The organism is Nocardia sp. NPDC003693, assembly GCF_053981095.1.
Genome location: NZ_JBSFNO010000062.1, coordinates 1 through 12770, shown reverse-complemented (window position 1 = coordinate 12770; position 12770 = coordinate 1). Strand labels below are relative to the sequence as shown.

Sequence of the window (12770 nt, the reverse complement as noted above, 5' to 3'; positions counted from 1 at the left end):
CGATTCACAGCACGCGAAACCGCACCGGATGCGCCAGCGCCCGGCCGGCGTCGTTGAGGTGGTGCAGCGCGTACGCCCCGGCGGGCAGCGCGCCCTCGACCGGCAGCACCACCTCCGCGCGCAACGTCCCGGCGGGCAGGGCCAGGGTGCGCAGCGGCGGGGTGGCGGGCGGCTGCCACACCGTCGCGCCCGGGTCCGGATACACCGCGAGCAGGTGCCCGTCGGCCGCCTCGGCGAGCGCGTAGCTCACCACGAGCGCCCGTCCCGCCTCGTACATCGACCGGTCCAGCAGCAGCCGGTCGAAGGGCGCGGCATCGTCGGCGGTCCGCCCGCGTTCCCCGTTCTCGACGAAACCCCGTGCGCGCCGCAGGAACCCGGCGTCGATATCACAGGTGACGGACAGGTCGTACCAGCCCGCGCCCACGTCGTCGCCCGCGCAGTCGAGGGTCCAGCCGCGCGCCTCCCCCGCCGGAACCCGCACCCGCCAAGGCCCGTCGCCCCGGTAGGCGTTGGCGACGACCACGAACTCCGCCGCCGTCGCTCCGGTGTTGGCGAACGCGAATTCGACCGTGCGCGAACCCGATACCGCCGCCACCGCGTCCACCTCGAGACCCGCGCCCGGCGCGCCGAGATCACCCGCCCAGCGCCGCCCGAATCCGTCGGCCCCGTACACGCTGTAGTCGTACCGCCCGCCCGGCGCCGGGAAGTCCCGGACCACGTCGCCGCCGGGCCCGACATCGAAGCGCTCGGGCGTGAAGTTCTCGGCGAAGGCGTTGGGGTGCACGGTGTAGTGGGTGCTCGCGGTACCCCGGTTCCCGAGCGTGACGGTCAGCGCGCCGGCCGTGCGCTGCTGCCGCACCCGCGCACCGAGCCGATAGGGCAGCGGCACCCGCCCCGCACTGCCCGACTCCTGCCGCGGCAGCCGCTGCTCGGCCGGAACCGCCTGCGGCGCTCCGGAACTCGGCTGCGGCGCGGCGGGTGCGGCGACGGGCAGCACCGGCGCCGCGGCGCTCGAGAAGTCCAGCACCGAGGTCAGGTCCCCGCACATCGCGCGCCGCCACGCGCTGATGTTGGGTTCTTCGACCCCGGTCACCCGCTCGAGGAACCGCAGCACCGAGGTGTGGTCGAACAGCTCCGAACACACCTGCTGTTTGCTCCACGGCGACACCACCAGCAGCGGCACCCGCGCGCCCAGCCCGAGGTTGTAGCCGTACAGGAACTCGTCCGCCGTGCCCGGCGGCGGCACCGGCGCGGGCACGTGATCGAAGAACCCGTCGTTCTCGTCGTAGTTCAGGATCACGACCGTCCGATCCCAGACCTCGCGATGATCGCTCAGCGCGGCCAGCAGGTCGCGAACCACCGCCTGCCCGTTGCGCGGCCCGTACACCGGATGCTCGGATTGCGCCTCGGGCAGCACGATCCACGACACCGCCGGCAGCCGCCCGCCCTCGACATCGGCCCGGAACGCCCGCGCCACCTGCCCTTCCGGCGCTCGAAGCAGCCCGCGTTCGACCAGGGCGCGCTCACCCTCCCCGAGCTCGGCCAGCCCCCGCCGCAGCGCCCGCTCGTGCCCGTCCGCGAGCTGCGGCGCGCCCAGCAGCGCCCGATAGTAGGCGTAGAACGTCCGGAACGGCGTCCCGCCGCCACCGTCGGTGTACCGCAGCGCGTTTCGCGCGGCCGCCCGGAAGGTCGCGAAGTACTCGAGGGAGTTGTCCCCGTAGTTGTCCCACTCCTGGTACACACGCCAGCCGACCCCTGCGGCCTGGAGCCGTTCGGCGTAGGTACTCCACCGCAGCCCGGTGATGGCTTCGCGCAACAGTTCCCGCCCGTCGGGCGCGCGCAGCGCGGCGTTGCTGAACATCAATTGCGATGTCGGCGCCCCCAGCGCCCGGCTGACCCCGGCCACCACGGGCTCCGGCGTCGCCGACACGCCCAGCAGCGCGTCGGCGAACAGATCGGCCACCGCGGCCTCGGGCAGCCCGTCGGTCCACCGCGTCACCTCCGGCGTGGCGTACAACTGCTGCTGCAGCGTGGAGGCCACGTTCTCGATGGCGAACGGATTGCGTGCCGCCCCGCTGAACAGGAACAGCCGGTTCGGGTCGGTCGCGCCGTTGAACGAGCAGTGGTTGCGATCGCACACGGTGAAGGCCGCGGCCAACTGGTGATAGAACTCGAGCGAGCGCCGCCGGTACCCCGCCATCGTGCCCGTGCCCTTGGCCGCGATCCAGTCGTCCCAGCGCCCGTCCGCCACCGCCCGGTGCCCGCCGAACGCCGAATGGTCGCAGCCGTCGAGATTCTCGAGTTCGGTCGCGAACGGCAGCACGAACCCGTCGCCGTGCGGCTGATGGAAAACCGATCGCCCCGAAGGCAATTGGAGGGCGTTGAGGTCGGCGTACCCGCGCACGCCCGGGAACGTCCCGTAGTAGTGGTCCAGCGAACGGTTCTCCTGCATGAGGATCACCACGTGCTCGACCCTGTCCAGCCCACCGGCCGGGCGCGCCCGCGCCCACGCGCTCACCAGGCTCGGCGGCAGCAGCGACAGCGCCCCCGCCGTCGCCGCACCCCGCAGAAAAACACGCCGATCCATCCCGCTCCATTCCCGCGTCCGTCCGCGATCCCCCGGCAGTTCGAGTCCGGACCCTAGCCGCCGGGCGCGACATCCCCGCTCAGGCGCCCACACGCGCGGCGACGTGTCGCCGCCACGCCGTGAGCGGTAGCGTCTGATCCCATGAGCACCCCCGAAGCCGGTCCCCTGCTGCTGCTCGACGGCGCCAGTCTCTGGTTCCGCGCCTTCTACGCGATCCCGGAGAAGATCACCGCCCCGGACGGGCGACCGGTGAACGCGTTGCGCGGCTTCACCGATATGGTCGCGGCGCTCACCAAGCAGCATGCCCCGAGCCGCCTCGTGGTCTGCCTGGACCTGGACTGGCGCCCGGCGTTCCGCGTGGACCTGATCCCGTCCTACAAGGCGCACCGCGTCGCGGAGACCGTCGACGCCGCGACCGTGAGCGGCGCGGTGGCCGAAGAGGTTCCGGACACCCTCACCCCGCAGGTCGACATGATCATGGAGGTCCTGGATGCCGCGGGCATCGCGACGGCCGGGGCCGACGGTCTCGAGGCCGACGACGTGATCGGCACCCTGGCCACCCGTGAGCGGGACAGCGAGACGATCGTGGTCAGCGGTGACCGCGACCTGCTGCAGTTGGTCCGCGACGCCCCCGAGCCGCCGGTGCGCGTGTTCTACGTGGGCCGCGGCCTGGCCAAGGCCGAACTCTGGGGTCCCGCCGAGGTGTCGGCCAAATACGGTGTGCCGCAGCAGAACGCGGGCCCGGCCTACGCCGACATGGCCGCCCTGCGCGGTGACGCCTCCGACGGCCTGCCCGGCGTGGCCGGCATCGGCGACAAATCCGCCGCCCAGCTCATCTCCCGCTTCGGCTCCCTGGACGCCCTGCGCGCGGCCGTATCCGATCCGGGTTCGGAGCTGGCCAAGGGCGTGCGCGCCAAACTGGCTGCGGCGGAGGACTATCTGAAGGCCGCGGGCCCGGTCGTCCGCGTGGTGCAGGACGCCGCCGTGGAGTACTCCCGGGCCGATCTACTGCCCCGCGAACCCGCCGATCTCGACCGGCTCAACGCCCTGGCCGTGGCCTACAACGCCGAGAGCCCGGTCAAGCGCCTCGTCACGGCGATGGCGAAACGCTGAATTCGACCGTCCCGCTGTATTTCTCGTCATCCCGGCCGACCACGCGGCCGGGATGCGCTCGCGCCGAGGACAATCCGGCAGGCCACCCCGCCGCCGGACCGCGCCGCTAGAGCGGCCAGGTCTCCGGCTTGCCGCCGAGGTCGGTGATCACGGCCTCGGTGAAGCGATTGTCCACGAGCTTGCGCAGGGTGATGTGCGTGGGCCCGGTCGCGACACCGCCGGTGGCGCAATCGGGTTCGCAGATCCGGCGGCTCTGGGTGCCCTCGCCCTCGGCGGTGTAGGGCCCCCAGGAACTCCAGGTGATCTCGCGGACCCACAGCCCGCCGTCGCCGCAGGCCAGCAGCAGATCGATGGGCTTGCTCACCGATTGGGCCGGATAGGTGGTGCAGTCGTCCACCACGGGCACGGCCTTGCCGACGGTCGCCACCGGGGCGGCGGTCACGGTACTGCTCACGGGGGCGGATTCGGTCGCGCCCGCGCCGCAGGCGGTGGCGGTCAGGGCCGCGAACAGGATCGCGAATCCCCGGGTCGTGTGTGCGACGGTTTTCACGTCACCCCCAACATGATCAACTTCGGCTTTTCCGGGCCCACTGTACTCCGGCGGGACGGCGCGGCCGGAAAAGCCCGCCGGGCCCGGCCGCGATCCTCTCGATCGCGGCCGGGCCCAGCGGAATTCGTTTCGAACCGATCAGCTCGGGCGGCCGACCTCATAGGTCCCGTCATCCTTGGTGATCTTGATGGTGACCTTCTTGGCCTCCCCGCCCACCTTGACCGAGCACTCGAAGGTCTTGTCGACCTCGACCTTCTTACCCGACGGGCAGCTCACGTCCTGGACGTCCTCGATGCCGTAGGAGTCCTTGAGCACCTTCGTGACACCGGTCTGCACGGCCGAGTTGTCCAGCTGGTCCTTGGCGGTCAGCACGACCACACCGGCGACGATGCCGCCGAGCACGACCAGCGCCGCGATCACCGCGCCGATGATCAGACCCGTCTTCTTCTTGGCGGGCGCGGGCTGCTGCGGCCACTGCTGACCGGGCTGCTGCTGATTCCAGTCCTGGCCCGTGGGCTGCGGCTGCTGCGGCCACTGCGGCGCGCTCTGCTGACCCCACCCCTGCTGCGGCTGCTGCTGATTCCATTCCTGGCCGGTGACCGGCTGGCCCTGCTGCGGCCACTGCGGCTGGCTCTGCTGACCCCACCCCTGCTGACCGGGCTGCGGCTGCTGCGGCTGGCTCTGCGCCCACGGCTGCTGCTGATCCCCCCACGCGGTGGTGGGCTGTGCCGGCTGCTGCCCACCCCAGTTCTGAGTCGGTCCGGCGCCGCCGGGCGCGGGCTGACCGCCGCCCCACTGCTGCGTCGGATCGTTGCGTCCCTCCCCTGTGCCAGGGGCGTCGTTCGGTCCGTACGGGCCGCTCATTTGCTTGCCTTCCCTCGCAATCCGATGTACACACGCTAGCCCCCCGAGCGGGAACACGCTCGTGGTCCCACCGCGGTCGGTACGTCTCAAAGAATCAAAGCACAGTCACTTTCCTTACGCGGCGTCCACCGCGACGACACCCCGCCGGATGGCCCGCACGGCCTTGGCGGCGGTACCCGCCACCTCTACATCGTCCGCCGTGTTGTGAATCTGGTCCAGCATGTCGATGACCTGACGGCACCAGCGCACGAAATCGCCCGCCGACAGCGGGTTTCCGCGATCCCCGCTGGCCAGCAGCGCGTCGGCCAGATCGTCGCCGCGCGCCCAGGAATGCATGCCGGTCAGGAATCCCAGGTCGGGCTCGCGGGTCGGGGCGAGCCGGTGCCTGGCCTCGTCCTGGCGCAGTTGCGACCACACCCCGATCGTGGCGTCCACGGCCCGGCGGATCGGCGCGGTCGGCCCCGAAGCGCCGAGATAGCCGCCCTCCTGGCGGGATTCGAACACCAGAATCGACACCACGGCCGCCAGTTCGGCGGGCCCGAGGCCCCGCCACAACCCCTGGCGCAGACATTCGGCCACCACCAGGTCGGCCTCGGCGTAGATGCGCGCCAGACGCCGGCCGTCCGCGGTCACCTCACCGTCCCGCACGTACCCGCGCTCGCTGAGCAGCGCGAGAATCCGGTCGAAGGTGCGCGCCAGGGAGTTGGTGGTCGCGGCCACCTGCTGGCGCATGGTCTCGGCCTCGCGCTCGATGCGGTTGTACCGCTCGCCGATGCGGGCCAGCTGTTCCCGATCCGGGCGCTCGTGTGCCGGATGGTTGCGCAACGCCCGCCGCAGCGACTGCAACTCGTGGTCGTCGGCCGCCTTGGACTTCTTGCCGCCCGAGCGCCTGCCCTGCGGGGACAGCCCGGTACTGCGCAGCGCCGAGGCCAGATCGCGCCGCACCCGCGCGGTGCGATGGTCGACGTGCCGCGGCAACCGCAGGTGGCCCAAAGATTGCGCGGGCGTGGGGAAGTCGGCCGCCGAGACCCGTCCGGCCCATTTGTCCTCGGTCAGGACCAGCGGTCGCGGATCACCGGGCGTGGTGTCCGGTTCCAGGATCACCGCCAGGCCCTGCCGCCGACCGGCCGGAATCGCGACGACGTCGCCGCGCCGCAGCGCCGCCAGCGCGGACACCGCCGCGGCCCGCCGATCGGTGCGGCCCTGCCGCTCGATCGCGCGCTCGCGCTCACGAATACGCTCGCGCAGCCGGATGTACTCGAGGAAACTGTCGTCCCCGAGCTGCAGGCGCAGTTTGCGCGCCTGCCCCTCGCTGCGCTCGATGCCGCGCACCAGGCCCACCACCGAGCGATCGGCCTGGAACTGGGCGAAGGACCGCTCGAGCAGCGCCCGCGAATCCGCCGCGCCCATACGGTCCACCAGGTTGATGGACATGTTGTAGCCCGGCTTGAACGAACTGCGCAGCGGGTAGGTGCGCGTGGAGGCCAGTCCGGCCACCGCGCTGGTGTCCACCTCCGGCTGCCACATGACCACCGCGTGGCCCTCGACGTCGATGCCGCGTCGGCCCGCGCGCCCGGTGAGCTGGGTGTACTCCCCCGGGGTCAGTTCGGCGTGCGTCTCGCCGTTGAACTTCACCAGCCGTTCGAGCACGACCGTGCGCGCGGGCATGTTGATGCCCAGAGCCAGTGTCTCGGTGGCGAATACGGCTCGCACCAGACCGCGCACGAACAGTTCCTCGACCGTGTGCCGGAAGGCGGGCAGCATGCCCGCGTGGTGCGCGGCGAATCCGCGATGCAGACCCTCGCGCCACTCCCAGTAGCCGAGCACCTCGAGATCCTCGCGCGGCAGTTCCCCGGTGTGCTTCTCGATGATCGCGTCGATCTCGGGCCTGTCGTCCGCGCGGCTCAGGTCCAGCCGCGAGCGCACGCACTGCGCCAGCGCGCCGTCACACCCCGCACGCGAGAAGATGAAGGTGATCGCGGGCAGCAGCCCCTCTTCGTCCAGCTTGGCGATGACCTCCGGGCGCGGCACCGGCCGGAACATGCGGCGGCCGCCGCCGCTGCCGCGCCGCCCGATCCCGCCGTAGTTCTCCATCCGGTCCGCGGCTTCGCGCTGTTTGATGAAGCGCACCAGGTCCTCGTCGACCAGCACCCGCTGATCACTGGACTTGGTGTCGAACAGATCGAACATGCGCCGCCCGACCATGACGTGCTGCCACAGCGGCACCGGCCGGGTCTCGTCCACGATCACCGCGGTGTCCCCGCGCACGGTCTCCATCCAGGCGCCGAACTCCTCGGCGTTGGACACCGTCGCGGACAGGCACGCCAGGCGGACCTCGGGCGGCAGATGCAGGATGACCTCCTCCCACACCGCGCCGCGGAACCGGTCGGCCAGGTAGTGCACCTCGTCCATGACCACGTACGAAAGTCCGCGCAGCGCATCCGAACTCGCGTAGAGCATGTTGCGCAGCACCTCGGTGGTCATGACCACGACGGGCGCGTCGGCGTTGATGGACTGGTCACCGGTGAGCAATCCCACGCTCTCGCGCCCGTGGCGCGCGGTGAGATCGGCGTACTTCTGGTTCGAGAGCGCCTTGATGGGGGTGGTGTAGAAACACTTGCCGCCCGAGGCCAGCGCGAGGTGGACGGCGAACTCGCCGACCACGGTCTTGCCCGCGCCGGTGGGCGCGCAGACGAGCACGCTGTGCCCGCCCTGCAACGCTTCACACGACTTCTGCTGGAAGGGATCCAGTGCGAATTTCAGCTCGGCGGCGAATGCCGCCAGTTCGCCAGTAAGCGACCTTGATGTCACCCGTCAGAGGGTATCGGAGTAATCCGGGACAGCTCGCGTTGTTTTTTCCGGCGGTGTCGCGGCCACCGGTTCCGGCGTGGCCACCGGCGTGGCGTGATCGATGCCGTCGGGGCCGCCCAGCGACGAGGCCTGCTCGTCGGACAGGTTCGCCCAGTTCTCGGCATTGCGGGCCTTGCGCTTGTCGTTGATCCGCGCGATCTGCACCGCGAGCTCGAACAGCACGGTCAGCGCCAGAGCCAGCGCCAGCATCGAGAACGGGTCCTGCGGGGTGACGATCGCCGCGAAGACGAACAGGCCGAAGATCAGCCCGCGCCGCCACTGCACCAGCTTGGCGTAGGTGAGCACACCGACGAGATTGAGCCCCACGATGATCAGCGGCGTCTCGAAGCTCACCCCGAAGATGATCAGCAGCTGAATGATGAAGGTGAAGTACTCCGAACCACTCAACGCCGTGACCTGCACGTCGTTGCCGATCGTCATGAGGAAGCTGAGGGCGTGCGCGACCACCCAGTAGGCGAGCAGCGCGCCGGCCACGAACAGCGTCGCGCCCGAGGCCACGAAGGAGATCGCGTACTTGCGCTCCTTGGCGTAGAGGCCCGGGGTGATGAACGCCCACAGCTGGTACAGCCAGAACGGGCAGCCGAGCACCACGCCCGCGGTGATGGCGACCTTCAACCGCAGCATGAACTGCTCGAACGGCGCGGTGGCCAGCAGCCGGCATTCGCCGTCGGCGGTGATGGCCGCGCGCGACTCCGGCGGCAGCGAACAGTACGGCCCGCGCAGGATGTCGCCCAGGCTCTCGATGCCCAGGAAGGAATGCGAATACCAGAAGAAGCCGAGCACGGTGGTCAGCGTGACCGCCAGGATGGCCTTCAGCAGTCGCGACCGCAGCTCGTAGAGATGCTCGACCAACGACATGGTGCCGTCGGGATTCGTCCTGCGCCGACTGCGCCGGGGGTCGAACGGAATGCGCATGGAAGTGTCTGCCTCGCTGATCGCCGCGCTGGACCTGGACAAACTTCGCCCCGGGACGAGTGGTTCCTCATCCCGGGGTCGGTTGCGGCGATTACGCCTTGTGCAGGTCCTTCTTCAGTTCGGCGTCGGCCGCCTGCGCCGGAGCGACGGGGGCCGGGGCGACCGGGAGTTCCGCGGCGGGGGCCGTGGCCTTCGCGGAGGCGGACTTGTCACCCTCGGACTGCATCTCGTTCATCTCGCTCTTGAAGATGCGCAGCGAACGACCGAGACCCCGGGCGGCATCCGGCAGCCGCTTGGCTCCGAACAGAACCAGGAACAGCAGCGCAATGATGATCCAGTGCGTCGCGCTGAGTGAACCCATCGACTTCCTCCAATACTGTGGTGCTTTGATGCTACCCGACCGGCATATGGCAAACCATTTGTCAACCCATGGACGGCCTGTCGTCACGCGGATTTGCCCGGATGTTACCCGGACGAGCTGTCGGCCGCCCGCCGAGCGGACCGGACTCTCACCCGCCGGCGGCGGCCCGCAGCTCGGCCAGCAGCTCCGGCCCGGACCACGTGCGCCGATCACCGTCCTCGGCGACCGCGATGAGTTCGATGAGCCGCTGATTGACCGGTGTCGGTAACCCGACCATCGTACCCAGACTCACGATTTCGCCACAGAGCCAACGGATCTCGGTTCGGCGACCGGCCGCCAGGTCGTCGGCCATGGACGAGCGCGCCACCGGGTCGATGGCCAGCACGCGACCGGCAACCCGGCGGAACAGTCCGTCCGGCACGGTCAGCAGGCGCACCATCGCCGCGGGCGGCAGCGGGGTCAGCCGCGCGGGTGTGATCCGGGCGGCGTTCATCACCGTCAGCGCCTCGCCCTGGGTCAGGGCCAGGCAGCGCCGGTAGTCCCGGGTGGCCAGCTCCTCGCGCAGCGGCCGGCCGGACAGCGCGTTGATCGGATTGTTCAGGTTGAGCAGCAGCTTGGCCCACTGCACCGGCAGCAGATCGGGATGCCGTTTCACCTCGAGCCCCGATGCCCGGAACAGCGGCCCGAACCGGTTGAGCACCGGATCCGAGGCCAGGGCGACCCCGCCGGCGGTGCCGCGATGGAAACGCCCGTCCGCGTGATGCACGACGTTGAACATGACCATGCCGGCCAGCACCACGCACGTGGGCAGGATCTCCCGGATGACGATGTCGTTGCCGATGCCGTTCTGCAGACTCAGCACCACCGTCCCGGGTTTCAGCAGGCCCGCGAGTTCGCTTGCGGCCGCGGCGGTATCGGCGGATTTCACGGTGATCAGCACCAGATCCGGCGGCGCGGCGTCGTTCACGTCGGTGACGCCGCGGAACGCGTCGGGCGGCACCTGCACGTCGTGCCCGTCCAGGTCGGTGAGCCGCAGGCCGTGTTCGGCGATCTCGTCGAGCACGCGTGGACGGCCGACGAACGTGACCTCCGCGCCCGCCGCGGCGAGCTTGCCGCCGACGAAGACGCCGATACTGCCCGCGCCGAACACCAGGACCCGCTGCGCCGGAGTTGCCCGAGAGGTCAAGCGGGACCGACCTCCTCGAAACCGGCGGTGGAGAGTTCGCCGTCGCGAGACAGCGCGTCGGCCAGCGCGGAGTACGCCGTCAGCGCGGCGCCCGAGCGCTCGCGTACCGCGGCGACCAGCTCGGGCGGGCCCAATACCGTGACCCCGGAACCGAATCCGAGCAGCAGCCGGGCCATCCAGTCCAGGGTGGCGAAGCGCATGGTGGCCTCGACGCCGCCGTCGGCGTGCTGGGTCACCCGGTGCATCGGGTACTGATCCAGCACCCAGGCGTAGTCGGCGCGAATCAGCAGGCGCGCCAGCGGAACCGCGGGATCGTCGACGAAAAGGTCCAGGGCCGTTGCCTCGTCGAGCGCGGCCTCGGCGGGCGGGCGCGCGGGCTCGGGGAGTTCGGTGGCCTCCTCGATGCGATCGAGCCGGAACAGGCGCACGCCCTCGGCCTGGCGGCACCACGCCTGCAGGTAGCTGTTGCTGTCCACCAGCACGATGCGGATCGGGTCAACCACCCGTTCGGAGACCACGTCGCGGCTGGCGGAGTAGTACACCAGGCGCAGCGCGTGATTGGCGTTGAGCGCCGAACGCACCGTCGCCACCGAGGGCGCCTCGACCGGGGCGGGCAGGGCCGGGCCCTCGAACGTGCGACCGGAGATGGCGGATTCGATCTTCGCGATGGCCGAGTGCGCGGCGCTGGGATCGACCATGCCGGGCAGATCCGCGATCGAGCGCAGCGCCACCAGCAGGGCCGTGGCCTCGGGCGAGGTCAGGCGCAGCGGGCGGTCGATACCCGCGGAGAAGGTGACCTCGATGCTCTCCTCGGAGAACGAGAGGTCGATGAGATCACCGGGACCGTACCCCGGCAGGCCGCACATCCAGAGCTGATCGAGATCGCTCATCAGCTGTTTGGTGGTCACGCCCAGTTCGGCCGCGGCCTCTGCGGCGCTGATGCCGGGATTGGCCTGGAAGTACGGGACCATGTTCAGCAGCCGCGACAGCCGGACCGAGAGCCGACTGCCGGACGCGGCCGCGCTCCGGCGTTCGCGCGAACCGGCCGAGGCGCGCGCACCGTCCTGCTGCGCACGCCGGGCACTGCCGCCCGCTACCTCGCTCACGCCGAAACCTCCGTCCGTTCGAGCACCGACTCGAGCCGGGCAATCACGTTGTCGCGCAGATCTTCCGGGGCGAGCACCAGGGCGTCGGCGCCGAGTCCGGTGATGAGGCGGGCCAGCCAGTCCCGCGAGCGGATGGGTACCTCGACGATGGCGCCCGCGCGCCCGGCCAGTTCCCGATCCTCGATCGTCGCGCCGAGCCGGCGGATCTCCTGCCCGCGGCCCTTGGCGACCCAGACCGTCGCCGAACCGGCGATCGGGGCCTGACCGGTGACCTCGGCCACCGCCGCCCGCAGATCCAGGCCCTCGGGTTTGTGCACGGTGTTCTCGGGCCCGTACTCGACCACGTCGTCGCCGATGCGCGAGACGCGGAACACGCGCTGCGCGTCGCGGACGTTGTCGTGCCCGACCAGGTACCAGCGGCCGTGATGGGTGACCACGCCCCAGGGCTGCACGTCGCGTTCGACCGGATCGCCGTGCGACTGCCGGTGCGAGAACCGCACCGGGCGCCCGGCGTCGATGGCGGCGAGCAGTTTGCCGAGCACCGGTTCCGAACCGCGGGTGCGCGCGGGCACGGCGGGCACCGCCGAGACGCCCACATCGGGTTCGACGTGAATGCCCGCAGCGCGCAGCTTGAGCAGACCGCTCTCGGCCGCCGCGGCCAGTTCGGGCGACTCCCACAGCTGCACGGCGACCGCGACCGCGGCCGATTCGGCGCTGGTCAGGTCGATGTCGGGTAGCTCGTACGCATCGCGGTTGATGCGGTAGCCCTCGGCACTCGAGTACCGGCTGATCGGACCGATTTCGAGGGGAATGCCCAGATCGCGCAGCTCGTTCTTGTCGCGCTCGAACATGCGGCTGAACGCCTCGTCGCTCGCGGACTCCTCGTATCCCGCGACCGAATCCCGAATCCGCTCGGCGGTCAGGAACTGGCGGGTGGACAGCAGCGCGATAACAAGATTCATCAACCGCTCGACCTTGGATATCGCCACCCCGTAGAGACTAGTGTGCCGCGCGCTAGCGCGTACCACGAGCTCCACCCTTTTGCCTCCGCTGCGCTCCGGCGGGGTTCGCGGCCCCGAAGTCTCGTTCTTCCCTCCCTCCGCTCCTCCGCTTCGCTCCCCCGCTCCACTCAGTCCAGAACGAGACGGCCGCGAACCTCTCTGTTGAGGTTTCGGGTTGATCAATCAGGTCGCCGAACCCGGTCGGGCGCTCGAGGC

10 protein-coding genes are annotated in these 12770 nt (G+C 70.5%); 1 reads left to right on the top strand and 9 read right to left on the bottom strand.

Going from position 1 to position 12770, the window contains the following annotated elements; translation table 11 throughout:
* Window positions 1–4 precede the first annotated feature (4 nt).
* Window positions 5–2587, bottom strand: a complete 2583-nt coding sequence (locus ACWDOP_RS37315) for an alkaline phosphatase family protein (protein WP_456348830.1) — start codon at window positions 2585–2587, stop codon at window positions 5–7.
* A gap of 141 nt (window positions 2588–2728) precedes the next feature.
* On the opposite strand from ACWDOP_RS37315, the gene ACWDOP_RS37310 reads away from it, so the two are divergent.
* Window positions 2729–3700, top strand: coding sequence for a 5'-3' exonuclease (locus ACWDOP_RS37310; RefSeq protein ID WP_456348829.1), 972 nt, complete (start codon window positions 2729–2731; stop codon window positions 3698–3700).
* 106 nt (window positions 3701–3806) lie between these two features.
* On the opposite strand, the gene ACWDOP_RS37305 is transcribed toward ACWDOP_RS37310, so the two are convergent.
* The 8 genes from ACWDOP_RS37305 to ACWDOP_RS37270 form a co-directional block, all read right to left on the bottom strand.
* Window positions 3807–4250 (bottom strand): hypothetical protein, encoded by a 444-nt coding sequence (locus tag ACWDOP_RS37305; RefSeq protein ID WP_456348828.1) that lies wholly within the window; start codon window positions 4248–4250, stop codon window positions 3807–3809.
* A gap of 138 nt (window positions 4251–4388) precedes the next feature.
* Window positions 4389–5114 carry a DUF4333 domain-containing protein gene (locus ACWDOP_RS37300; RefSeq protein WP_456348827.1) on the bottom strand — a complete coding sequence of 242 codons (726 nt, stop codon included), beginning with the start codon at window positions 5112–5114 and terminating at the stop codon, window positions 4389–4391.
* A gap of 114 nt (window positions 5115–5228) precedes the next feature.
* The gene (locus ACWDOP_RS37295) at window positions 5229–7925 is read right to left on the bottom strand and encodes a DEAD/DEAH box helicase (RefSeq protein WP_456348826.1); all 2697 of its coding nucleotides are present in this window, start codon (window positions 7923–7925) and stop codon (window positions 5229–5231) included.
* 3 nt (window positions 7926–7928) lie between these two features.
* The gene (gene tatC, locus ACWDOP_RS37290; protein WP_454202194.1) at window positions 7929–8900 is read right to left on the bottom strand and encodes a twin-arginine translocase subunit TatC; all 972 of its coding nucleotides are present in this window, start codon (window positions 8898–8900) and stop codon (window positions 7929–7931) included.
* A 91-nt stretch (window positions 8901–8991) separates the two neighbouring features.
* Window positions 8992–9261 carry a Sec-independent protein translocase subunit TatA gene (gene tatA / locus ACWDOP_RS37285; RefSeq protein ID WP_456348825.1) on the bottom strand — a complete coding sequence of 90 codons (270 nt, stop codon included), beginning with the start codon at window positions 9259–9261 and terminating at the stop codon, window positions 8992–8994.
* Window positions 9262–9409: 148 nt separating this feature from the next.
* Window positions 9410–10447 (bottom strand): 2-dehydropantoate 2-reductase, encoded by a 1038-nt coding sequence (locus ACWDOP_RS37280; RefSeq protein WP_454202196.1) that lies wholly within the window; start codon window positions 10445–10447, stop codon window positions 9410–9412.
* Window positions 10444–11418 (bottom strand): helix-turn-helix transcriptional regulator, encoded by a 975-nt coding sequence (locus tag ACWDOP_RS37275; RefSeq protein WP_454202272.1) that lies wholly within the window; start codon window positions 11416–11418, stop codon window positions 10444–10446. Before ACWDOP_RS37275 ends, ACWDOP_RS37280 begins: the two co-directional genes overlap by 4 nt.
* 131 nt (window positions 11419–11549) lie before the next feature.
* A complete protein-coding gene (locus tag ACWDOP_RS37270; protein WP_454202197.1) occupies window positions 11550–12542 on the bottom strand; it encodes a helix-turn-helix transcriptional regulator in 993 nt (330 codons plus the stop codon).
* Window positions 12543–12770 lie beyond the last annotated feature (228 nt).

Excerpts from the sequence above, each read along its gene's own strand:
- ACWDOP_RS37315 (WP_456348830.1), bottom strand. The coding sequence starts at position 2,587 with ATGGATCGGCGTGTTTTTCTGCGGGGTGCGGCGACGGCGGGGGCGCTG.
- ACWDOP_RS37300 (WP_456348827.1), bottom strand. The coding sequence starts at position 5,114 with ATGAGCGGCCCGTACGGACCGAACGACGCCCCTGGCACAGGGGAGGGA.
- tatC (WP_454202194.1), bottom strand. The coding sequence starts at position 8,900 with ATGCGCATTCCGTTCGACCCCCGGCGCAGTCGGCGCAGGACGAATCCC.
- tatA (WP_456348825.1), bottom strand. The coding sequence starts at position 9,261 with ATGGGTTCACTCAGCGCGACGCACTGGATCATCATTGCGCTGCTGTTC.
- ACWDOP_RS37310 (WP_456348829.1), top strand. The coding sequence starts at position 2,729 with ATGAGCACCCCCGAAGCCGGTCCCCTGCTGCTGCTCGACGGCGCCAGT.
- ACWDOP_RS37275 (WP_454202272.1), bottom strand. The coding sequence starts at position 11,418 with ATGGTCCCGTACTTCCAGGCCAATCCCGGCATCAGCGCCGCAGAGGCC.